The 20,595-nt window shown below is 68.7% G+C and carries 31 protein-coding genes; 19 read left to right on the forward strand and 12 right to left on the reverse strand.

Going from position 1 to position 20,595, the window contains the following annotated elements; translation table 11 throughout:
- The first annotated feature begins 47 nt into the window (after positions 1-47).
- The 3 genes from Q8N10_RS07815 to Q8N10_RS07825 are packed head-to-tail and all read left to right on the forward strand — an operon-like array spanning position 48 to position 1,031.
- Entirely contained in the window at positions 48-497 is a 450-nt protein-coding gene (locus Q8N10_RS07815; RefSeq protein ID WP_304782397.1) for a group III truncated hemoglobin, read from the forward strand.
- A gap of 31 nt (positions 498-528) precedes the next feature.
- Positions 529-687, forward strand: coding sequence for a hypothetical protein (locus Q8N10_RS07820; protein ID WP_304700797.1), 159 nt, complete (start codon positions 529-531; stop codon positions 685-687).
- Between the two features lie 29 nt (positions 688-716).
- Positions 717-1,031: a 2Fe-2S iron-sulfur cluster-binding protein gene (locus Q8N10_RS07825; RefSeq protein ID WP_371133896.1), complete on the forward strand. Its 315-nt coding sequence runs from the start codon at positions 717-719 to the stop codon at positions 1,029-1,031.
- A gap of 3 nt (positions 1,032-1,034) precedes the next feature.
- On the opposite strand, the gene Q8N10_RS07830 is transcribed toward Q8N10_RS07825, so the two are convergent.
- Genes Q8N10_RS07830 through Q8N10_RS07840 form a run of 3 tightly spaced genes read right to left on the reverse strand, consistent with a single transcriptional unit; the run spans position 1,035 to position 3,388 of the window.
- Entirely contained in the window at positions 1,035-2,192 is a 1,158-nt protein-coding gene (locus tag Q8N10_RS07830) for a glutathionylspermidine synthase family protein (protein WP_304782394.1), read from the reverse strand.
- Complete coding sequence (locus Q8N10_RS07835) at positions 2,189-2,929, reverse strand: PspA/IM30 family protein (RefSeq protein ID WP_304782391.1); 741 nt, start codon at positions 2,927-2,929, stop codon at positions 2,189-2,191. The genes Q8N10_RS07830 and Q8N10_RS07835 overlap by 4 nt, the downstream gene beginning before the upstream one ends.
- A gap of 24 nt (positions 2,930-2,953) precedes the next feature.
- Positions 2,954-3,388, reverse strand: a complete 435-nt coding sequence (locus tag Q8N10_RS07840; RefSeq protein WP_304782388.1) for a YjfI family protein — start codon at positions 3,386-3,388, stop codon at positions 2,954-2,956.
- A 134-nt stretch (positions 3,389-3,522) separates the two neighbouring features.
- Here Q8N10_RS07840 and Q8N10_RS07845 point away from each other — a divergent pair, with 134 nt between their 5' ends.
- From Q8N10_RS07845 to Q8N10_RS07855, 3 genes are read left to right on the forward strand one after another with little or no spacing between them, the layout of a single operon-like run.
- Positions 3,523-4,161 (forward strand): DUF2491 family protein, encoded by a 639-nt coding sequence (locus Q8N10_RS07845; RefSeq protein WP_304782385.1) that lies wholly within the window; start codon positions 3,523-3,525, stop codon positions 4,159-4,161.
- An 18-nt stretch (positions 4,162-4,179) separates the two neighbouring features.
- Entirely contained in the window at positions 4,180-4,593 is a 414-nt protein-coding gene (locus tag Q8N10_RS07850) for a DUF350 domain-containing protein (RefSeq protein ID WP_304782381.1), read from the forward strand.
- Between the two features lie 7 nt (positions 4,594-4,600).
- Entirely contained in the window at positions 4,601-5,218 is a 618-nt protein-coding gene (locus Q8N10_RS07855; protein WP_304782378.1) for a DUF1190 domain-containing protein, read from the forward strand.
- A gap of 35 nt (positions 5,219-5,253) precedes the next feature.
- Here Q8N10_RS07855 and Q8N10_RS07860 read toward each other — a convergent pair whose 3' ends face one another.
- The 3 genes from Q8N10_RS07860 to Q8N10_RS07870 are packed head-to-tail and all read right to left on the reverse strand — an operon-like array spanning position 5,254 to position 7,316.
- A complete protein-coding gene (locus Q8N10_RS07860) occupies positions 5,254-5,496 on the reverse strand; it encodes a type II toxin-antitoxin system prevent-host-death family antitoxin (RefSeq protein WP_304782375.1) in 243 nt (80 codons plus the stop codon).
- Between the two features lie 59 nt (positions 5,497-5,555).
- Positions 5,556-6,362, reverse strand: a complete 807-nt coding sequence (locus Q8N10_RS07865) for a transglutaminase family protein (RefSeq protein WP_304782371.1) — start codon at positions 6,360-6,362, stop codon at positions 5,556-5,558.
- A gap of 18 nt (positions 6,363-6,380) precedes the next feature.
- Positions 6,381-7,316 carry a transglutaminase family protein gene (locus tag Q8N10_RS07870; protein WP_304782368.1) on the reverse strand — a complete coding sequence of 312 codons (936 nt, stop codon included), beginning with the start codon at positions 7,314-7,316 and terminating at the stop codon, positions 6,381-6,383.
- 44 nt (positions 7,317-7,360) lie between these two features.
- Here Q8N10_RS07870 and Q8N10_RS07875 point away from each other — a divergent pair, with 44 nt between their 5' ends.
- The 6 genes from Q8N10_RS07875 to Q8N10_RS07900 all read left to right on the forward strand — a co-directional run bounded on the left by Q8N10_RS07875 (position 7,361) and on the right by Q8N10_RS07900 (position 10,737).
- A complete protein-coding gene (locus Q8N10_RS07875) occupies positions 7,361-8,101 on the forward strand; it encodes an N-formylglutamate amidohydrolase (protein ID WP_304782366.1) in 741 nt (246 codons plus the stop codon).
- Positions 8,102-8,271: 170 nt separating this feature from the next.
- Positions 8,272-8,961 carry an alternative oxidase gene (locus Q8N10_RS07880; RefSeq protein ID WP_304782363.1) on the forward strand — a complete coding sequence of 230 codons (690 nt, stop codon included), beginning with the start codon at positions 8,272-8,274 and terminating at the stop codon, positions 8,959-8,961.
- 38 nt (positions 8,962-8,999) lie between these two features.
- Positions 9,000-9,368 (forward strand): response regulator transcription factor, encoded by a 369-nt coding sequence (locus Q8N10_RS07885; RefSeq protein WP_304782360.1) that lies wholly within the window; start codon positions 9,000-9,002, stop codon positions 9,366-9,368.
- Positions 9,365-9,790, forward strand: a complete 426-nt coding sequence (locus Q8N10_RS07890) for a group III truncated hemoglobin (RefSeq protein ID WP_304782358.1) — start codon at positions 9,365-9,367, stop codon at positions 9,788-9,790. Before Q8N10_RS07885 ends, Q8N10_RS07890 begins: the two co-directional genes overlap by 4 nt.
- Positions 9,787-9,942 carry a hypothetical protein gene (locus Q8N10_RS07895; protein ID WP_304782355.1) on the forward strand — a complete coding sequence of 52 codons (156 nt, stop codon included), beginning with the start codon at positions 9,787-9,789 and terminating at the stop codon, positions 9,940-9,942. Before Q8N10_RS07890 ends, Q8N10_RS07895 begins: the two co-directional genes overlap by 4 nt.
- A gap of 108 nt (positions 9,943-10,050) precedes the next feature.
- Positions 10,051-10,737: an MgtC/SapB family protein gene (locus tag Q8N10_RS07900; protein WP_304782352.1), complete on the forward strand. Its 687-nt coding sequence runs from the start codon at positions 10,051-10,053 to the stop codon at positions 10,735-10,737.
- A 17-nt stretch (positions 10,738-10,754) separates the two neighbouring features.
- Here Q8N10_RS07900 and Q8N10_RS07905 read toward each other — a convergent pair whose 3' ends face one another.
- Entirely contained in the window at positions 10,755-11,378 is a 624-nt protein-coding gene (locus tag Q8N10_RS07905) for a glutathione S-transferase family protein (RefSeq protein WP_304782349.1), read from the reverse strand.
- Between the two features lie 100 nt (positions 11,379-11,478).
- On the opposite strand from Q8N10_RS07905, the gene Q8N10_RS07910 reads away from it, so the two are divergent.
- The 5 genes from Q8N10_RS07910 to trxC all read left to right on the forward strand — a co-directional run bounded on the left by Q8N10_RS07910 (position 11,479) and on the right by trxC (position 15,893).
- A complete protein-coding gene (locus Q8N10_RS07910; protein ID WP_304782347.1) occupies positions 11,479-12,852 on the forward strand; it encodes an MFS transporter in 1,374 nt (457 codons plus the stop codon).
- A 108-nt stretch (positions 12,853-12,960) separates the two neighbouring features.
- Positions 12,961-13,317 carry a hypothetical protein gene (locus Q8N10_RS07915; RefSeq protein WP_304782344.1) on the forward strand — a complete coding sequence of 119 codons (357 nt, stop codon included), beginning with the start codon at positions 12,961-12,963 and terminating at the stop codon, positions 13,315-13,317.
- On the forward strand, positions 13,317-13,925 hold the full coding sequence (locus Q8N10_RS07920) for an SOS response-associated peptidase family protein (RefSeq protein ID WP_304782341.1): 609 nt from the start codon (positions 13,317-13,319) through the stop codon (positions 13,923-13,925). Before Q8N10_RS07915 ends, Q8N10_RS07920 begins: the two co-directional genes overlap by 1 nt.
- A gap of 107 nt (positions 13,926-14,032) precedes the next feature.
- On the forward strand, positions 14,033-15,379 hold the full coding sequence (locus tag Q8N10_RS07925) for a hypothetical protein (RefSeq protein WP_304782339.1): 1,347 nt from the start codon (positions 14,033-14,035) through the stop codon (positions 15,377-15,379).
- A gap of 70 nt (positions 15,380-15,449) precedes the next feature.
- Positions 15,450-15,893 (forward strand): thioredoxin TrxC, encoded by a 444-nt coding sequence (gene trxC / locus Q8N10_RS07930; RefSeq protein ID WP_304782337.1) that lies wholly within the window; start codon positions 15,450-15,452, stop codon positions 15,891-15,893.
- Between the two features lie 109 nt (positions 15,894-16,002).
- Here trxC and Q8N10_RS07935 read toward each other — a convergent pair whose 3' ends face one another.
- From Q8N10_RS07935 to Q8N10_RS07945, 3 genes are all read right to left on the reverse strand, one after another.
- Entirely contained in the window at positions 16,003-16,455 is a 453-nt protein-coding gene (locus Q8N10_RS07935; RefSeq protein ID WP_304782335.1) for an Hpt domain-containing protein, read from the reverse strand.
- Between the two features lie 69 nt (positions 16,456-16,524).
- Positions 16,525-16,884: a cytochrome c gene (locus Q8N10_RS07940; RefSeq protein ID WP_304782333.1), complete on the reverse strand. Its 360-nt coding sequence runs from the start codon at positions 16,882-16,884 to the stop codon at positions 16,525-16,527.
- Positions 16,885-16,908: 24 nt separating this feature from the next.
- On the reverse strand, positions 16,909-17,271 hold the full coding sequence (locus Q8N10_RS07945; protein WP_304782331.1) for a DUF983 domain-containing protein: 363 nt from the start codon (positions 17,269-17,271) through the stop codon (positions 16,909-16,911).
- Between the two features lie 185 nt (positions 17,272-17,456).
- Between Q8N10_RS07945 and Q8N10_RS07950 the strand changes: the two genes are divergently transcribed.
- Entirely contained in the window at positions 17,457-18,830 is a 1,374-nt protein-coding gene (locus tag Q8N10_RS07950; RefSeq protein ID WP_304782329.1) for a PLP-dependent aminotransferase family protein, read from the forward strand.
- Here the strand turns inward: Q8N10_RS07950 and Q8N10_RS07955 are convergent.
- Complete coding sequence (locus tag Q8N10_RS07955) at positions 18,827-19,744, reverse strand: hypothetical protein (protein ID WP_304782326.1); 918 nt, start codon at positions 19,742-19,744, stop codon at positions 18,827-18,829. The genes Q8N10_RS07950 and Q8N10_RS07955 overlap by 4 nt on opposite strands.
- A gap of 102 nt (positions 19,745-19,846) precedes the next feature.
- Here Q8N10_RS07955 and Q8N10_RS07960 point away from each other — a divergent pair, with 102 nt between their 5' ends.
- Positions 19,847-20,095 carry a GlsB/YeaQ/YmgE family stress response membrane protein gene (locus tag Q8N10_RS07960; RefSeq protein ID WP_304782323.1) on the forward strand — a complete coding sequence of 83 codons (249 nt, stop codon included), beginning with the start codon at positions 19,847-19,849 and terminating at the stop codon, positions 20,093-20,095.
- Positions 20,096-20,137: 42 nt separating this feature from the next.
- Here Q8N10_RS07960 and Q8N10_RS07965 read toward each other — a convergent pair whose 3' ends face one another.
- Positions 20,138-20,422, reverse strand: coding sequence for a hypothetical protein (locus Q8N10_RS07965; RefSeq protein ID WP_304782321.1), 285 nt, complete (start codon positions 20,420-20,422; stop codon positions 20,138-20,140).
- Positions 20,423-20,595: the final 173 nt, after the last annotated feature.

A 20,595-nucleotide genomic window follows, 5' to 3' on the forward strand; every position in this document is an offset into this window, starting at 1 on the left:
CAGTATTGTAGATACATGTTCAAATCGCAACCTGAACAGATGCCCCCATGAGCTCCCCGTCCATTTCCGCGTCCTCTCCCCGCCACGGCCCCGGCGTGGCCGTGGGGGTCACCGAGGCGATGATCGGCGACCTGGTCCACGGCTTCTACGCCACGGTCCGGACCGACCCCACCCTGGGCCCGATCTTCAACCGGATCATCGGCGACGAGTGGGACGCCCACCTGGCCAAGCTCTGCGATTTCTGGTCCTCGGTGATGCTGATGACGGGCCGCTTCAGGGGCTCGCCCATGGTCGCCCACAGCAAGATCCCCGAGATCGCGCCGGCCCACTTCGTCCGCTGGCTGCACCTGTTCCGCCAGAGCGCTGAACGGCTGTGTCCGCCGCAGGCTGCAGCTCTGTTCGTCGCCAAGTCGGAGATGATCGCCCAGAGCCTGCAGTACGGGCTCGAGGCTGCCCGCGGCGAGCTTCCGCCCCTTACCGGCGCGACCCGATCATGACGCCCGCCCCCGCCCCATGGAAGGACTGACCATGCTCCATTTCCTGATGCTGCCCGCCAACGCCGTCTGCGACGCGCTTGGCGTCGTCGACGAGCACGAGCGCGGCATGATCCGCATGCTCATCAACATGCTGCTCTGGACCACCCTGGGCGCCGTGGTCTTTATGGTGGCCTGGGTGCTGGTGGTCTGATCCCCTCGACCGCTCACGGCGTCACCTTCATCACCCACCAGGGCGAAGCCTATCGCCTCCCCCTGCGTCCGGGATGGACGCTGATGAACCTGGCGCGGCTGGGCAAGGTCCCCGGCATCGACGGGGTCTGCGGCGGCAATTGCTGCTGCGTCACCTGCCATGTCCATGTCGACCCGGCCTGGCGCGCCCATGCGGGCGAGCCGTCGGCCATGGAGGAGTCCATGCTGGACTTCGCCAGCGACGTCGACGCCGGCTCGCGCCTGGCCTGCCAGATCAGGATCACCGAGGACCTGGCCGGCCTCGTGGTCCGCCTGCCGGAGCAGCAGTTGGTCCTGGGCCTCTGAGCCTCAGGCTTCGATGATGTGCGGGACGAACCGGGCCAGGTTCTTGGTGATCACGCTGTCGTCCTCCCGCACGCCCACCCCAGCCGGCTCGGCGCCGACGATCCAGGCCCCCACCACCGGCCGCTTGCCGTCGAAGTCCGGCGGCGGGTGATAGGCCTGCAGGATCGCCCCCTCGGCGCCATAGCCCTGGTCCAGCACCGGCTCATCACCGCCGACGACCTCGACATTGGCGCCCTCGCGGGAGAACAGCGGCTTGCGCACGTACCGGGGCCCAAGCGCGCTCGCGCCGGCGTCCCCCTCGAAATAGGCCTCCAGCAGATTGGGATGGCCCGGGTGGCGTTCCCAGAGCAGGGGCAGGATCCCCTTGTTGGACAGGATCGCCTTCCACGGCGGCTCCAGCCAGCTGACCTTGGCGGTGGCCAGGTGGGCGGCGTAGGGCTCCCGCAGCATATGCTCCCAGGGATAGAGCTTGAAGGCCGCCTGCAGCAGCAGCCCCTCGCGGTCGGCGAACTGTCCCTCGGCGTTCACCCCGATATCGGTCATGGCCACGAACTTCGGATCGAGCCCGGCCTGGCTGGCCAGGTCCTCGAAGAACCTTACCGTCTGACGATCCTCGATGGCCTCGGCGTCGCTCGCGAAGTGGACGAACCCGCCGGTGGGAAACAGGGTCGCGAACCGGTCGCGCAGGGCTTCGAACAGGCTGTTGAACTGGTCGGTGCCGGGCGCCAGGGCGCCGGAGGCCAGCAGCTCCTCGAGCCAGAGCCACTGGAAGGTCGCCGCCTCGAACACGCTGGTGGGGGTGTCGGCGTTGTACTCATAGAGCTTGGGTTTGGCGGTTCCGTCATAGCCGAAGTCGAAGCGGCCATAGAGGGACGGCTCCTTGGCGCGCCACGAGCCGGCGATGAAGTCCCGATGCTCCGCCGGGATCGCCAGGCGGCCCATCAGTTCGTCGCTTCGCGAGGCCTCATCCACCAGGTCGAGACACAGCTCATGCAGTTCGGTGGCCGCCGGTTCCAGATCCTCCTCGACCTCCGCCAGGGTGAAGGCGTAGGCCGCGCTTTCGTCCCAATAGGCCCGGCCGTCGGTGTGGTGGTAGACGAACCCCACCGCGTCGGCCTTTTCCCGCCAGTCGGGGCGGGGCTCCAGGGTCAGGCGTCTCACCCTTGGTCGTCACCGGTCTTGGCGGCGCTCTTCTGCTCGATCTGCAGGACGGGCGCCGGAGCCGACAGGCGCGCCAGGATGTCGTCGGCCGAGGACTGGCCAGGACCGATGCCGGCCAGCCGCAGCTTTTCGTCCAGGTCCGCGCCGGTGCGCATGTCTTCCAGTTCGCCGGCGGCCTTGATCCGCTCGCCGCGCACGGCCTGGCGTTCCTTGATCCGCGCCAGGCTGTCGGCCGCCGACCCCAGGGACGATCCGGCGCCGGCCCCGCGGGCGGCCACCGAGGCCTGGGCGCGCTGCACAGACTCGTTGACCTTCACCACCTCCACCTCCCGGCGCAGGGTCTCGATCCGGCGGTCGGTGGCGGCGATGGCGGTGTGCAGCTGCTCCTCGGCGGCGCGCATGTCGGCGATCTGCGGCTCCTTCACCGACACCTGCTGCTCCAGGTCGGCGATCCGCTGGGCCACCTGGCGGGCCAGGTCCATGTCGCCCTTGCCCACGGCGGCGCGGGCCGAGTTCTCATACTTGATGGCCTGCTCGCGGAAGCTGGCCACCTCCTTCTCCAGGATGCGCCGGCGGGCCACCAGGCCGGCCATGTCGTCGCGGGCCTTGCCCTGGGCGGTGTCGGCGTCGCGGATCTCCTGATCCAGGATCTTGATGGCGTTGGCGTCGACGACGCCGGCCGCGGCGTCGTGCGCGCCCGCGCGGCCCAGGGTGAACAGCTTGCGCCAGATGGTCATGGGAGAGGCTCCAGAGGCTCGGGTTTAGGCGGCGGGGGCGAAGGAGGTGCGCAGGTCGGAGGCCGCCTCGAGGGCGTTCTCAGCCAGCATGCGCAGCTCGACGAGGATGTCCTCCAGGGAGGAGGTCGTGGCCAACTCGCCGAACAGTTCATAGAAGTCGCGGTCGGCCACGGTGGTGATGCCGAAGTTCGACAGCGGCACCAGCTTCTGCGCCTTCAGGAGGAACTCGTTGAAGGCGTGGCGGTCTTCCTGCTCGTCCACCGGCCACAGCAGGACCGAGGCGGCGATCTGCTGGTCGCTGACGCTGACGAAGATCTCCAGGTCGCCGGCGTCGGGCATGGTCACCAGCAGCACCGGGTCGGCGCCTTCCACCACGCGGGCGGCGAGGGCTTCCCCCTCCCCGCTGGCCGCGTCCAGGGCGGTCTTCAGGGAGCGAACAGTCCAGGCGGTCTGCGTCATCAGGCGATCCTTCGGTGGTGACAGGTTCATACAAGATGGGTGGCCGGGCGCCAGCCGTCGAGAGCCACCTTCACCCTTTTGCGCGCAAGCACGCCGTCCTAGATAGGAGATCGGTCTTACCTCGGGTCCAGGTCATGTTCAGTAAGCTCTTCGGTCGCAAAGAGGCCGCCCCCGTCTCGGCCCTGCCAGAGATCCGCAACGTGACGCTGGGCCGGACGCTGTGGGTCGATCCCCTGGCCTGGCGCCGCCTGGGGTCGGAGCGCCGCTTCCCCCTGGACCAGGACACCCTGGAGATCACCGCCCAGGGGCTCGTGGACCTGAAGGAGGGCGGGTTCGTCCACCGGTTCTACACCGACGACCACGCCATGTTCCAGGCGGTCTCCGACGACCGCGAGGGCCAGAGGGTCACCGACTTCACCATCTTTGTGCCCTGGGAAAGCACCTATCCGGGCGGTCGAGCCGACCGGGACGCCTGGGCCCAGCGGCTGCGGGCGCGGACCTTCACCGCCGCCGGTCTCCCTGACTACACCCGCTTCTGGTTCGGCGAGGAGGCGGAGAGCCAGGATCCGGTGACCTTCTGGGAAGACCTGCACGACGACCGGGATGGGGTTCCCGATCGCCGGATTTTCCAGACCTGCATGCTGTTTTCGCGAGAATTGCCGGGCGACGCGCGCGAGCTTCTGCTAGCCATTGAGCAGGAGACCGAAGACGGCGAGGTGTCGTTCGAGGTCATGCTCGGCGTGCCTCTCGAGGTCGGCGAGTTCAAGGCCTGACGCTGGAGATTTGCTGAGATGTTCGACCTCTACGGCTTCACCGCCAGCGCCCTCGCCTTCCTGGTGGCCTTCGTCGCCGCCGGACTGTTCACCGTAGCCTTCAAGGTCCTCTACCAGTGGGCGACGCCCTATCATGAGGCCAAGCTGATCCGGGAGGGCAACACCGCCGCGGCCCTCGCCCTGGGCGGCGCCCTGCTCGGCTACGTCATTCCCCTCGCCTCGGCCCTGTCCCACACCATCAGCCTGATCGAATTCTGCGCCTGGGCGGCCCTGGCCGGCGTCATCCAGATCGCCGCCTTCACCCTGGTCCGGATGATCGTGATGAAGGATGTCACCGCCCGCATCGAACGCGGCGAGATGGCCGCCGGCGTCTATCTGGCCAGCATCTCCCTGGCGGTGGGCATGCTCAACGCCGCCTGCATGACCTCCTGAATCGCCCATGTCCGATCCCCGCCCCCGCAAGCGCTCCGGCGCCGTCACCCTCACCAGCCTGATGGCCGGATCGGCCATCTCGATCTCCGCCTGCGACAGCGCGCCCCCCGCCACCCAGTGGGGCGATCCCCCCGCGGCAAGCTCGGGCCGAACCGTGGAGGCCTCCAGCTTCACCTCGCTGGCCGACTGCACCGCGTCCGGCAGCTTCACCGCCGAGCAGTGCTCCACCGCCCTGGCCCAGGCCCAGAAGGACAGCGCCGAGAACGCGCCCAAGTTCGGGGACCAGAAGAGCTGCGAGGAACGCTACGGCGTCGACCAGTGCGTGCCCCGCTCCAGCCAGGGCGGCGGCAGCTTCTTCACCCCCCTGCTCACCGGCTTCATTATCGGCCAGGCCATGAACAACCTCGGCGGTTATCGCGGCGCGCCGATGTATCGCGACCGCAACGGCGGCTTCACGGGCGGTTCGGGCTATCCGGTGTCACGCGACTACCTCACCGGCCGCACGCGGGTGAATTCCGACAGCTTCGACGCCCCCCGGGCCAACGCCCCCACCCGCGTCCAGAGCCGCAGCTCCATCATCTCCCGCGGCGGATTCGGCGGCGGGTCCCGGTCCTACGGCGGTTAGGGACGGGAGCCGCGCTCTTGGCCGCCCGCCTCAGCCTAAATCGGCAGGCCTGATGAGAAGTCGCGAAGCATCATAGGTTCAAAGTCAAAGTCCGTCGCCTGGGCGAGCGCATCCGCGAGACTGACAGTGCGCGCCGACAATTCCTGATAGTGGTCGATGCTCAGCAATACGTAAGTCGGCCGTCCGTCATCGACAACGAAGACAGGTCCGCCGTGGGCCGCCGCCATCGCGGCGTCGGGGTCTCGATTGAAGGCCAGGCTTGAGAGAACTGTGACCACGCGCGTCCACCCTTCGAGCATCCGTAGCGAGGCCACAGAAGTTCAACCTCGCCGTCAAGCTAGTCCGGCAGGTCGTAGCTGACGACCTTGAAGCTGCTGAGGATCGCGGTCCCGAAGGTGTTGGCGATGGCCACGTCGGTGGCGTCACGGCCCCGCGCGATCAGCACCCGGCCGATGCGGGGCATGTTGTTGCGGGCGTCGAAGGCGTGCCACTGCCCGCCCAGATAGACTTCGAACCAGGCGCTGAAGTCCATTTCGCCCACGACGGGCACGCCGATGTCGCCCAGATAGCCCGTGCAGTATCGCGCCGGGATGTTCATGCAGCGGCAGAAAGCGACCGCCAGATGGGCATAGTCGCGGCAGACGCCGCGGCCTTCGCAATAGGCCTCGAAAGCGGTCATGGTCGGCCGGGCGTGCTCGTAGCCGAACTTGATGTGGTTGTGCACCCAGTCGACGATGGCCTGGACGCGGGGCCAGCCCGGCTCGGTGTGCTGGAACATCGACCAGGCGATGTCGCTCAGCCGGTCGGTCTCGCAATAGCGGCTGCCCAGCAGGAAGATCAGCACCTCGTCCGGCAGGTCCTCCACCCGGGCCTGCGGCGCGAGGGGCGAGATCACGTCGGGCTGGCCGTTGTCGGCGATGATGAAGTCGGCCGACAGGGTCAGGCGGCCCGCGGGCGCCAGGACCCGGCTGCAGATATTGCCCCATCCGTCCAGGTACTGGCGCACGTCCAGCATCGGGTCGGTGCGCAGCCAATCGGGGGTTTCCAGGTCGTGCCGCCGCGTCGGGTGGACGCTCAGCATCAGCAGCATCGGGACCGGTGCCGGGCAGTCGTAGATGATCTCAAAGCCCGTCTGAATGCGCATCAGTTCCCTGGGTCGTCGTTAGCCTTCCGCGCCAATGGCTCGGAACGGCATAGGTTGCACATCGAGCTCTCCTTCGTCGCGGACATCAACCTCGACCTCCATGCCGAGATAGTCCGCGGCCTGACCTGACCAGCTTCCGTGCAGCGGCACCGCCTGGCGGGGATCGCGGGCTATCGCGACGCGCACCAGATCGGCGTTGCCGACGATGCCGTTGGTGGGATCGAACTCCACCCAGCCACAGGCTGGCAGGTAGACCCGCACCCAGGCGTGGGTATGCCCGGCGCTGGCGCGGCTGAGGCCCGCACCCACCATGGGACTGTAGATGTAGCCGGAGACGAACCGGGCCGCGAGGCCGAGGCTGCGGGCCGCCTCGATCATCAGGATGGCGTAGTCGCGGCAGGTCCCGCTGCGGAGGGCCAGGGTTTCAAGGGGATCCTGGATGCCGCGCGCCAGGCGGGAATTGTACTTGAACTCCGCATAGATGGCCTGGGTCATGTCGCTGAGCAGGGTCTGCAGGCTGGTCTTCCCCACCGGCTTCACAAACCGCCGGGCCCAGGCGTCGATCAGGCCCTCGGGGTCGGGATAGTGCCGCTGCATGGACTGCTCGAGATCGGGCAGGTCCTCGGGGCTGTAGTCGAAGGGCATGGCCCCGGTATAGACCTCCACCTCCCCCTCGACGTCGGCGAAGGCCGGGAGGGGCGTGTGGTCCAGACGAACCCGACTGTCGAAGATCAGCTCCTCTGTGCGGCCGGTGAAGCCCGCGATGCTGACGCAGTTGCCGAACACGTCGTGCACCGAACGCATGCGTTCCGGTGTGGGCGTGATGGTCAGGTCGCAGGACAGGATGCGCTGGTCATAGCTCTCGCGCGGCCGCAGCATCATGCGGTGCTCGCCCAGCGCCACCGGAGTGCGGTAGCGGTAGCGGGTGACGTGGCGGATCGAAAGGATCGGCATTGGGTGAGCGTGAGGCCGATTTGTCGCCAAGTTCTAAACGAATCTTGCACCGCGACGATCCGTCCCCGGTGCATGTCACCAATCCGGGCGGAGCCTGCCCGCTGCTGCTCATCGGCGACCATGCCGGGCGGGCGATCCCGAAGCGTCTGGGCGGCCTGGGCCTGACAGCCGCCGACATGGACAGCCACATCGCCTGGGACATCGGGATCGGCGGCCTGGGGGACCGGCTCGCCGAGCGCCTGGACGCCTGCTTCATCCGCCAGACCTATTCGCGCCTGGTGATCGACTGCAACCGCAGGCCCGGCGCGCCGGCCGCCATGCCCGAGGTCAGCGACGGGGTGACCATCCCCGGCAATCTCGGCCTGGACGCCCAGACCATGGCCGGGCGGCGGGCGGAGATCTACCAGCCCTATCAGGACGCCATCGCCGCCGAGCTGGACCGCCGGGCGGACCGGCCAACGATCCTGGTCTCCCTGCACAGCTTCACCCCGGTCATGCAGGGCCACGTGCGGCCCTGGCGCATGGGAGTCCTGCACCGCGACGACTCCGCCTTCTCGAGCCGGGTGCTGGCCCTCCTTCAGCGGGAGCTGGGCGACGCCGCCGGCGACAACGAACCCTATCGCATGGACGAGACCGACAACACGGTCCCCCTGCACGCCGACCCTCGCGGCCTGGACTATCTGGAGCTGGAGGTGCGCCAGGACCTTCTCGCGGAGCCTTCCGGCCAGGCGGCGATGGCGGAGGTCCTCGAGCGGATCCTGACCGAGGCGCTCAGGCCTGGTTGATGGTGTCGCCCTTGACCTGGGCGCGGCCGTCGGCGGCCAGGCCGGTGCGGTCCCGGTCAGGATCAGGCCTCCCAAAACCCCACCTCCGGAGAACTGCGTAGGGGAAAGCCCCGAATGTCGCCGTCTCCCCCCCTTGGGTACACCCCGCTGGTAAGCCCAAGGAGTTTCCCATGACCGCGCCGCTTGTCGATCTCTCGATCCACCACACCCCCAAGGGTGTCTCTGACCGGGTGGCGTTCGGCTTCACCAAGCTGCTGCGTTTCTGCGCCGACACCTTCTTCGCCAAGCGCTACGGCCACCGGGCCATCGTGCTGGAAACCGTGGCCGCCGTGCCCGGCATGGTCGGCGCCACCCTGAACCACCTGAAGTGCCTGCGCCGTATGTGCGACGACAACGGCTGGATCAAGACCCTGATGGACGAGGCCGAGAACGAGCGGATGCACCTGATGACCTTCATCGAGGTGGCCAAGCCGACGGCCTTCGAGCGCTTCGTCGTGGTGGCCGTGCAGTGGGTCTTCTACCTCTGCTTCTTCGGCCTCTACCTGGTGTCGGCCAAGACCGCGCACCGCGTCGTCGGCTACTTCGAGGAAGAGGCGGTGATCAGCTACACCCACTACCTGGCCGAGATCGACGAGGGCCGGTCGCCCAACGTGGCCGCCCCCGAGCTCGCCAAGCGCTACTGGGGTCTGGCCGATGATGCGACGCTGCGCGATGTCGTCGAGGTTGTGAGGGCCGACGAGGCCCACCACCGTGACGTCAACCACGGCTTCGCCAACCAACTGGCCAACCTGCCGCAAGGCGCCGTGGCGCCGTGCCCGCCGCACATCGAGTTGCAGCCCACCTGGAAAACCGCTGCGTAACGAGGCCTCCGGTGATCCCTTCTTCTCAAGAGGGCACGGTGTTCATCGTCGATGACGATGAGGCGGTGCGCGCCGCGCTGAAGTTCTCGCTGGAAATCGACGGCCACACTGTCGAGGTCCACGAGAACGGCAAGGCCCTCTTCCAACGGGCCGAGAGCCCCATGACCGGGTGCCTGGTCCTCGAACAGGCGCTCCCGGACATAAACGGGCTGCAACTCGTCCAGGAGCTCAGGCGGCGGCACGTCGACCTGCCGGCCATCCTCGTCACCACCCAACCCTCGAGGGACGTCCGCACCGAGGCCGCCGCCGCCGGGGTTCCGATCGTGGAGAAGCCGCTCTTGACCGACACCCTGCTCGTGACCGTCGAGGAGGCCCTGGCTCTTCACGCCAACGGACCGGCCTCATGACCCCTCGCGAGGGACCGGGCGCGGCGGCCGGTGCCACCGAGCCGATGATCGCCGACCTGGTGCACGCCTTCTACGCCAAGGCCCGCCTTGATCCGGAGCTCGGCCCCATCTTCAACCGCGTCATCGGCGACGGATGGGACGAGCACCTCGCCAAGCTGTGCGACTTCTGGTCATCGGTGCTGCTGGCCACCGGGCGTTTCAAGGGCTCGCCGATGCAGGCTCATGTCCGCATACCCGACCTGGATCGCCGCCACTTCACCCGGTGGCTGACCCTCTTTTCCGAGACCGCGCAGGAGGTGTGCCCTGCGGCGGCGGCGGACCTGTTCATGGCCAAGGCCGCGATGATCGCCGAGAGCCTGCAACTGGGCATGGCCACCTCCCGCGGCGAACTCCCCGAACTCCTCCGGACTCCAACCTCATGAAACTGCTGAAAATCCTGATGTCGCCCGCCAACGGCGTCTGCGACCGACTCGGCATCGCCAACGAGCATGAGCGCGGGATGATGCGCATGCTGGTGAACATGTGCCTCTGCACCGTCATCGCCGGTTTGTTGACCTGGGCCGCCTTCGCCTAGACACGCGTTCGCGCAACCGCCCCGCGGGTCGAGCACGCGATGTTGCTCTGATCACGGACGAACCGGCGCGCCAGCTGCGCGTTCGCACTCCGGAATGTCGGAGGTGAAATGGACTGGTTTGACCCGGACTTCGTGTGGCCCGTCGTGGGATCGGTGGTCGCCGGCGCCCTGATCGGGCTGGAACGCCAGTACCGGGGCGCGCCGGCGGGGTTCCGCACCCACATCCTGGTGTCCCTGGCCTCTGGCCTGCTGATGCTGGCGGCTGTCCACCAGGTCCGTTGGCTCAGTGACACCCCCAGCGAAATCATCCGGATCGACCCGGTCCGGATGGCTCATGGCATCCTCACCGGCATCGGTTTCCTCGGGGCCGGCGTGATCTTCCGCGAGGGGATGACGATCCGCGGCCTGACCACCGCGGCCTCGCTGTGGATCACCTCGGCGATCGGCACCCTTTACGGCATCGGCTTCTATGGTCTGGCCGTCGGCGGCACCGTCGTCACCCTGCTGGTGCTGGCCGCTGTCACCGTCACCGAGAGCCGGCTCCCCCAGCGCGCCTATGTCGATATCACAATCCGCTACCGGCGAGGGTCAGCCCTGGGCGAGGCATGGTTCCGAGACACCCTCAAGGCGCACGGCGCGCACGCCTCGAAGGTGGCCATCTCAGCCGACCAGGAGGTTGCGTCTTTCGAGACCACCGTCCAGACCCACAGGGCGCTGAGCACAGAGGGCCTGGCGGCCGCCCTGTCAGAGGACGCCGAGGTGGTGGGCTTCACCATCCGCCCCCACGCGACCTGAGCACTTAACTCTCTGAGTCAGGACTGTTCGGCGCGCGCCGCGGCTTCCCATTCCAGGAACTCCGGCGTCTCCAGGATCGTGGCCACATAGGCGCCGGCCGCGCCCGTCGGCTTGATCCCGTAGGTGCGGAAGCGGCTGGCGACCGGGGCGTAGAAGGCGTCGGCGATGGACCAGTCGCCCAGCAGGTACGGGCCGCCGAACCTGCCGAGCAGCTCGTTCCAGAGTTCGGTGATGCGGGCGACGTTCCTGGCTGTCGCCTCGGAGAGGTCGGCCTGGCGCGGCTCTAGGTCGATGGCCATGGGGCATTCCTGCCGCAGAGCCTGGAATCCGGAGTGCATCTCGGCGGACGCCGAACGGCCCATGGCGCGGGCGACCGGGTCGTCTGGCCACAGCTTGGCGGCCGGAAACCCCTCGGCCAGGTACTCGCAGATGGCCAGTGAGTCCCAGACCACCAGCTCTCCGTCCTTCAAGGCGGGCACCAGGCCGGACCTGGAGACCGGGCGGATCGCCTCATAGGTGGCGTTGTTCTCCTGGCGCAGCGCGATCAGGGTTTCGGTGAACGGCGTTCCGGTCCGCTTGAGGGCCAGCCATGGCCGCAGCGACCAGCTGGACCACCTGCGGGTTCCGATCAGCAATTCCATGACTTACCTCCGCTAAAATCACGCAGCCGCTATTGGCGTGAGCGCTCGGGCGCCGTCTAGTGTCGCCAACAATCAAAAGCCATCCGAGGAAACCCCCATCATGACCGAGGCTTCCGCCCCGGCCCCTATCGGCGCCAGCATCTCCGACGGCACGGGTCCCGCCGTTCCCCTGGTCTCCGACGCCTACCGCCGTTACGCCCTCGTCATCCTGATGTTGGTCTACACGCTCAACTTCCTCGACCGGCAGATCGTCACGATCCTGGCTGAGCCGATCAAGAACGACCTGGGCCTCGCCGACTGGCAGCTGGGCCTGATGACCGGCCTGGCCTTCGCCGTCTTCTATACGGTGCTGGGCCTGCCGATCGCCCGCCTCGCCGAGAGCTTCAACCGGGTCTGGATCATCGGCGGCTCGCTGGCGGTCTGGTCAGGCTTCACCGTGCTTTGCGGCCAGGCCGGCAACTTCGCCCAGCTGGTGGGCGCGCGTATCGGGGTCGGTATCGGCGAGGCGGGCTGCACGCCCACCGCCCACTCCCTGATCGCCGACTATGCGCCCAAGGAAAAACGCGCCTCGGCCCTGGCCTTCTTCTCCATCGGCACCCCGCTGGGGGGCCTGCTGGGCCTGGCCATGGGCGGGCTGATCGCCGACGCCTACGGCTGGCGCACCGCCTTCCTGCTGGCCGGTGTGCCCGGCCTGGTGTTCACCATCGTGGTCATGCTGACCCTGAAGGAGCCGCGCAAGGCCATGAGCGCTGCGGCCGCCGCAGCCCATGCCCCGGGCAAGGGCCACTTCGCCGCCACCCTGAAGTACCTGCGCGGCAAGCCGGTGTTCTGGCTGATCGCCTTCGCCGCCGCCGTGAAGGCCTTCATCGGCTACGGCCACGCCCCCTTCACCGCCTCCTTCTTCCTGCGCAACCACGCTGAGGAAGTGGCCCAGATGGCCGACCGGTTCGGCCTGGGCTCCGTGGGCTTCCTGGGCCTGGCGCTCGGCCTGATGGGCGGCACCGCGGGGATCATCTCCTCCTGGGCCGGCGGCGCCATCGCCGACTGGGCCGCCAAGCGCGACATCCGCGCCTATATGAGCGTCCCGGCCGTCGCCTCGCTGATCTCGCCGTTCATCTACGCCACCGCCATCCTGCTGCCCTCGGCCTTCTGGGCCCTGTGGCTGCTGATCCTCCCGGGCCTGCTGGGCTCGCTCTGGTACGGACCGGTCTACGCCAGCGCCCAGAGCCTGGTGCCGCCGCAGATGCGCGCCACCTCGGCCTCGATCCTGATCTTCATCATCAACCTGGTGGGCTTGGGCCTGGGGCCGTTGTTCGTCGGCATCCTCTCCGACGTCCTGGCCAACGGGCCGCTGGCGCTGGGCTCGGCGGAGGGCGTCCGCTGGGCGCTGATCCTCTCGGCCTTCCTGGGCGTTATCGCCACCGTCCTCTTCTGGCTGGCGCGCCGCTCCATCCGCGAAGAGATCGTCTCCTGACACCGAGACACTGACTGGCCTGCGCCGCCTGCCTTATCCCGGCGGGCGGCGCGGGCCAGATCGACTCCGGCTGTTGGCCTGGGTCGGCGCGCGTGGTCTAGTCGAGCTATGTTCAAGTCGATCTTCGCCGCCGCCCTCGCGCTCGTGATGGTCTCGTGCGCGCCCGCGCCAACCCCGGCCGTGGTCGCCTCGGCCAGTCCCGATGTCGCCGCCTGCACCGCCAAGGGCGGCACGGTCCGCCCCGTCTGCCGCATGCAGCGGCCGGCCTGCGTCATCGCCTATTCCGACGCCGGCAAGACCTGCTCCGACAAGTCCGACTGCCAGGGCCGCTGCCTGTATGAAGGCGAGGCGCCCACCGATCCCGCCGCCGCCGTCACCGGTCAGTGCCAGGCCACATCGGACCCCTGCGGCTGCTTCACCACTGTGGTGCAGGGCAGGATGGGCCCCGGGCTCTGCGTCGACTGATGTGTAACGAATACGCGCGCAAGAAGTCCCTGGACGAGCTGCTCGCCGAGTTCGCCAGCGTCTTCGACGCCCCGCCCCTGTTCGAATGGGAGAACGACCACACCCCCAACGATCTGTCGGGCAAGGCCAGCGTGAAGATCCGCGACACCGCTCCGATCTTCCGGCTGCGGGATGACAGGCTGGTCGCCTCCATGACCCCCTGGGCCTGGCCCGGACCGGGCGGCAAGCCGGTGTTCAACTTCAAGTCCGAGGGCCGCGACTTCAGCCGCAACGACCGCGTGCTGATCTTCGCCGACGCCTTCTTCGAATATACGGCGCCCCTGGCTCCGAAGGTGAAGCTGAAGGACAAGCACCAGTTCACCATGGCGGGGCAGGACTGGTTCTGGATCGCCGGCATCGTCAAGGAGGGCTGCTTCTCGATGCTCACCGCCAGCCCTGGCCCCGACGTCGCCCCCTACCACGACCGCGGGATCATCCCCCTGGCGCCCAAGGCCGGCCTGGACTGGCTGACCCTGGCCCGCCCGCAGGCCGCGCTTCTCGCCCCCCCGCCCGCCGGGAGCCTGACCCACACCCTGCTGCGCAGGGACGGAACAGACCTGGCGGCTTGATCTAGATCGTGGGCGGCGCTCGCTAGTGGGATAGGGTGCTCGCTCTTCCGCCCCCGATTGCGTCCCCCATATGAGTGTCAGTCCCGCAGACCGAAACGGCCGACCCGATGACCGATGACCTGACGTCGAACTGCTCGCCGGGCCCAGGGCTCCTGCAGGATCGGCTCAATCGCGACTGTTTCTGCATCGATGTCGACGAGGCCAGCGTCTGGCGCGCTGTCGATGCGGCGGCCGGGGGCGTGATCTCCGGTCAGGCCCTGGCCCAGGAACGCCCCCACCTCTTCTCCACCGGCCCGGCCTTCATCTCCCAGGACGAGGTCGCGGCCATGGAGGCGGTGGCCGGCGCCATCGAGACGGTGGCGGAGCTTCCGGCCTTCCAGGCGGCCGTCCTGGCCTGGGGCCCCGCGAGCGCCCGGACCGCCCTGGGCCCGCGCGGCGCCCTGATGGGCTACGACTTCCACCTGACCCCCGAGGGGCCCAAGCTCATCGAGGTCAACACCAACGCCGGCGGGGCCTTCCTCAACGCCCTCCTGGCCCAGGCCCTGGCAGCCTGCTGTCCGGAGGTGGCGGCGGTGACGGCGCCCCGCTCCCTGGCCGAATTCGAGGACGCGGTCTGGGCGATGTTCCAGGCCGAATGGCGGCTGCAGGGCAAAACCGGCAAGCCGGCCCTGGCGGCGATCGTCGACGACGCCCCCCAGGGCCAGTACCTCTATCCGGAGTTCCTGCTGGCCCAGGCCTTCCTGGAGCGGCGCGGGGTCGAGACCCTGATCGTCGATCCCGCCGACCTGCGGATGGTCGACGGCCGCCTCACCACCACCGACGGCCTGGCCATCGACCTGGTCTACAACCGTCACTGCGACTTCGGGCTGGAAACCCCGCAGACCGCGGCCCTTCGGGAGGCCTACCTCTCCGGCGGCGCGGTGGTGACCCCCAATCCGCGCAACCACGCCCTGCTGGCCGACAAGCGCAATCTCACCCTGCTGTCGGACCCCGAGGCCCTGGCCCGCCTCGGCGTCGCACCCCACCTGATCACCGCCCTGCGGGGCCTGCCCCGCGCCCGCCTGGTGACCCCGGCCAACGCCGAGGCCCTGTGGGCGCAGCGCAAGTCGCTGTTCTTCAAGCCCGCCGCCGGCCACGCGGGCAAGGCGGTCTATCGCGGCGACAAGATCACCCGAGGCGCCTGGGCCACGGTGACGGCGGGCGACTACATCGCCCAGGACTTCGCCGCCCCCAGCGAGAGGCGGGTGCGCATCGCGGGCGATGCGCAGGTGCGCAAGATGGACGTGCGGCTCTACACCTATGCCGGCAAGACCCTGATGACGGCGGCCCGTCTCTACAGCGGCCAGACCACCAACTTCCGCACCCCCGGCGGCGGCTTCGCCCCCGTCGTGGTGGTCGCCTCGGACGCGGTGGCCTGGACGGACGGGAACGGACAGCTGTGCGCGCCGACTTGACCTGGCGCATGGCGCGCGAGCCTGGGGCGCCTATCTAAGGTTCCGCGCATTAGCCGCGAAGGAGGCCGCCATGTCCGTTCAGATCGTCTGCGTCCACTGCGACGCCGTGAACCGCCTCCCGCCCGAGCGCGACCCCAAGGCCGGCAAGTGCGGCAAGTGCCACAAGGCCCTGTTCGACGGCCATCCCGCGGCGCTCACCACCGCCCGGTTCCAGAAGCATGTGGCGGGCAGCGGCGTTCCGATCATCGTGGACTTCTGGGCGGCCTGGTGCGGGCCCTGCAAGGCCATGGCCCCGATCTTCGAACGCGCCGCCGCCGAGCTGGAGCCCCGCGCCCGCTTCGTGAAGATCGACGTGGACGCCGAACCCCAGCTCTCGGCGCGGTATGGGATCAAGGGCATCCCGGCCCTCTTTGTCTTCCAGGACGGCAAGATCGTCGCCAACCAGTCGGGCCTCGCCGACCTCAACCTCCTGCGCCGCTGGGTTGAGACCTATGGGGCGAAGGCGGCGGTCTGAGCATTTTCCGATAAGTGTGAAACGGTTATCGGATCGAAAAGTGCTCTAACATTTTGAATTAGAGCCCTTTTCTCTCCGATCTGATTGAAGCGATCAGATCGAAAGGGCTCTAAGCTCTCTGTTCCATCAGCTGGCGCAGATCGCCCTCCAGCTGGGCCACCAGCTTGCGGCCGAAGAGGTCGGCCTGGCTACGGACCTTCTTGCTGGCCAGGGTGCGGATGGCGTCGATGTGGTCGTCGATCAGCGGCAGGCGGGACTCAAAGGGCAGGTTGTCGTCGTCGATCAGGACGCAGAGGCCGGCGGCCAGCTGGTGGATCAGGGGATAGCCGAAGGTGGGGGCCAGGCCCTTCATGTCGTGGGCGCGCATATAGAGCACGCTGACCGCCTCGATGCCGTAGCCGTCCCTGGGCAGGGCCTCGCGCGCAGCGTCGAGCTTGGCCACTTCCTCGTGCATCCAGCCGTCGAAATTGTCGGCCAGCGCCTGCACAGCCGCCTGCGCCTTGGCGACGCTCCCCAGCGCCTGGGTGAGGGATTGCCGTGATGAGGTTGCGTTTCCCGCCATTCTTCCCTCCGCCGTGTAACCCTGTTCTATCCGCCGAGAGACAAACAAACGGTTATGCGCATTTTGGGGTCAGGGGTTCGGCTTGGCGGTCCCCGACTGGATGCGGTTGAGGTAGTCGATCACGGCGGTGACATCGTCGGGTCCGAACCTGAACTCCGGCATCTGCGGGTGTCCCACCAGGATACCTTCGGCCAGGGCCTCCCCCAGGTTCTCGACAGGATATCTCTTGTGCAGGTCGCGGAACGGTGGCGCGGAGGGCTCGGAACTCGGCCCGGTCGGCGCCAGGGAATGGCAGCGGCTGCAGTGCTTCAGCACCAGGTCCCGGCCCCGATCGGCCGAGGCGTCGGTGGCCGCGTCCTGCGCTGAGGCCTGTGCGGCGATCAGGGCGCCGCCCAGCAGGGCTGCGAGAATCAGGACAGGTCGGGCCATCAAAGTCTCCAGGCCCGGCCGCGACTACTGGGTCGCTGTCGCCCGGGCGCTCCACTGTACCCCGATGAAGGCCCCCTTCACCACCGGCAGCAGCGCCAGGGTGGTGGCGGCCACCAGGGAGAGGGTGAAGGGCAGGACGAAGGCCACCGGCGCCTGCCAGATGAACGGGAAGCAGAGCAACGGCGCGACCACCAGGTGGCCCACCAGCATGATCGTGAAATAGGCCGGGCCGTCGTCGGCGCGATAGGCGCCGTTGTCGTGGCCGCACGCCTCACAGGTGGACCGCACCGCGAGATAGCCACGGAACAGAGCGCCCTCGCCGCAATTGGGACAGCGGCGTTGCAGGCCCCGTTTGAAGCCTTCGCCGGCCGACCGCTTGGCGTCCATGTCGCTTGTTCCCTCAAAGGTCGCGTCGCTTCAGGACGCAAGATGAATATAGGGCGCCATCAATCTCCACTCAATAAATATTGCATGCATAGAGGCGGGCGTCGTCACACCAAAGCACCGCTGTGAGCCAACTCTTGCGGGCCCCCGCTATGACCCATACAATATCTAAGTGTATGGAGATCTCCATGAGCGATAGCTGGCGCCCCGACCTCGGCCGCGCGGCGGGGCCGGTCTATCTGGCGATCGCCGAGGCCATCGCCGCTGACCTCGCGGCGGGCCGGCTGGCCCCTGGCGAGCGCCTGCCGCCGCAGCGGACCCTGGCCCAACATCTGGGCATCGACTTCACCACCGTCAGCCGCGCCTATGCCGAGGCGCGCCGCCGGGGCCTGGTGGAGGGCCGGGTCGGCCAGGGCACCTATGTCCGCGCCGCTGAGCCCCCCGCCCCCCGCGCGGGCCCGGTGGATCTCAGCATGAACCTGCCGCCCCATTTCGAGGACGCCGCGCTGACCGCCCGCATGTGGCGCGAGGCGGGTGAACTCCAGGCGACGGGTCTCGACCTGCTGCTACGCTACCAGGAAGCCGGCGGGGCCCTGGCCGACCGGGAGGCCGGCGCGCTCTGGCTGCGGGACCGCCTGCCGGGTCTGGATCCTGAGCGGATCACCGTCTGTCCCGGCGCCCAGAGCGCCCTGCTGGCGGTGATCGGTACGCTCGCGGCGCCCGGCGAGATCATCTGCGCCGAGGCCCTGACCTATCCGGGACTGAAGGCCCTGGCGGCCCAGCTCCGCCTCACCGTCATCGGCCTGGCCATGGACGCCGAAGGGGTCCTGCCCGAGGCCTTCGCGGCGGCCTGCCGCGACCACGCGGTCAAGGCCTTGTGCTGCACGCCCACCCTGCAAAACCCGACGACGGCCACCATGTCCCTGGCCCGCCGCGAGGCCCTGGTCGCCATCGCCCGCGACCATGCCGTACCCATCGTCGAGGACGACGCCTACGGACTGCTGCCGCAGGACAGCCCGCCGCCGCTGGCCGCCCTGGCGCCGGAGCTGACCTTCCATATCGCGGGCCTGGCCAAGCACGTCTCCCCGGCCCTGCGCATCGCCTACCTCATCGCGCCCGACAGCCGGTCGGGCGCCCGCGTGCGCGCCGCGATCCGCGCCACCGCCGCCATGGCCTCCCCCCTGACCGCCGCCATCGCCACCGGCTGGATCACCAGCGGCGTGGCCCACCAGGTGCGCGACGCCATCCGCGCCGAGGCCCGCGCCCGCCAGCGCCTGGCCGCCCGCCTGCTGCCGGCCGGCAGCTTCGCCGCCCATCCTGACGGCTTCCATCTGTGGCTGACCCTGCCCACGGCCTGGACGCGCGGCGAGTTCGCCATCCAGCTGCGCGCCAGCGGCATGGGGGTGGTGGTCTCCGACGCCTTCGCCACGGTGGCCGGTCCGCCGGAAGCCGTCCGCATCGGCCTGGGCGGCCCAGGCTCCCGCGCCCAGATCGAGCGCGCGCTCGCCGCCATCGCAGACACCCTGGACGGCGCCCCGGTGATGACCTCCGCGGCGGTCTAGGCGAGCCGCGTCACCACCGTCGAACTCTCGATGGGCAGGCCGCCGCCGTAGCCGTCGAAGGTGCGGCTCTCGACGCGGTAGTTGTCTCCCAGCACCGCCTCCAGGAACGGCAGGGCCGGGGCGTAGGCGAACCGGCCGCCGACCCTCAGCGACGCAAGAATCCGCATGTAGGCCCGGGCATAGTCGAAGGCCAGTTCGTGGTCCGACAGGTGGTGATGCAGGAAGTGCAGGGAGAAGCCGAGGTGGGAGATCACCGTCCCCCAGATCCCCCGCCCATAGTCCTGGGTCAGCCAGTCGGCCTGGACCACCCCCGGCGCCTGGGCGTCGCGGTCCATGCCGACGCCTTCGATCCCGGCATCGCGCAGATAGTCCACCAGGGCGGCGGTGGCGCCACAGCCGACGTCCAGCACCGGCGTCTCGACCTGACTCAGGCCGAGCACCGCAATCTGCAGCCCCGGGGAATACTCAGCCTGCACCGTGTCGCGAAGCCGCGCCCCGAAGGCCACCTTCAGGGCCAGGGCCAGCCTCTGGTGGTGTTCGGCCAGCAGTTGCGGCAGGCCGTCCTCAACCTCCTGCTCGGTCCGCGCCTCGGCCAGCAGTTCGGCGGTATCAGCCAGTGTCTGGGCGTAGACCTGGCCAAGCTCGGCGCGGGTCTGCGCCGTGGCGTAGAGGAACTGGTTGTGGCGATGCAGCCAGCGGACCAGCTGGTCAGCCAGGTCGCTCGCCGCGGCGGCCGAGGCGAGCCATGGCCCCAGCACCTCGCGATAGACCCACAGATAGGCCGGCAGGTCGGCCTCGACGGTGGTCAGCTCGGCTTCGCCGGCCGTCACCGTGTCGAGGCTCAGACCGGTTCGGGCGATGCGGCGGCGGATGCGCCGCCATAGGCCAAGGACCAGGGCTTGGTTGCTGTTCATGTCGCTCGCCTCTCACCTCGCGGGCGATGTTGCAAGCGCGACTGAACCTTGGCCCTCTCAACGCGTTTCCACCCCGTCACGAAATCAGAGAGGGCTAACATCATGAGCGGCGTAGGAATTATCGGCGCGATCATCATCGGCATCCTGGCCGGCTGGATCGCGGAGAAGGTCATGGGCCGCAGTCATGGCCTGCTGACCAACCTCATCGTGGGCGTGGTCGGGGCCCTGCTGGGCGGCTTCCTCGCCGGCGTCATGGGGATCAACTTCGGCGGCGTCATCGGCAGCCTGGTCATCGCCACCCTCGGCGCGATCCTGCTGCTCTTCCTGCTGGGTCTTGTCCGCAGGCGCTAAGCGACCAGGGCCTCCTCCCAACGGGAGGAGGCCCTCACCGTTCTAGATCTTCGACAAACGGCGGCGGTTGGCTCGCACCTTGCGGCGATAGTGCGCCACCGTCCTGGACGCCGCCCCGTGGGGCGTGGTCCCCAAGCCTCCCGTCGCGGCCCGCATCTGCAGGGCCAGGGTCGAGGCGATCTTCTCATTGAGCATCAGGGCCGCCTCTGTCTGGGCGGCCGGTCCGCCGGCGGCCATCTTCAGGGCGCGCAGGCCGATCACCGAGGACGCCTCCATCCCCAGGATCCAGGTGTCCATCGTCAGCTTCATCCAGGGATTGGTGCGCATGGCTTAGTCCTTCGTCAGGACGGCGGGCCGCGCCGTACGGTCTTCGATCTCGCAGGCCTCGCGGCCATGGGGCCGCCTGTGATGGCCCGGCAGGCGGAACGCGCCGGACGTCCAAGGGGTGCGTCACTTCGAGGCGTCCAGGGCCGACAGGTCAAGCGGCGGTGGCGCACGGC

The organism is Phenylobacterium sp. (assembly GCF_030693625.1).
GTDB lineage: Bacteria > Pseudomonadota > Alphaproteobacteria > Caulobacterales > Caulobacteraceae > Phenylobacterium > Phenylobacterium ferrooxidans.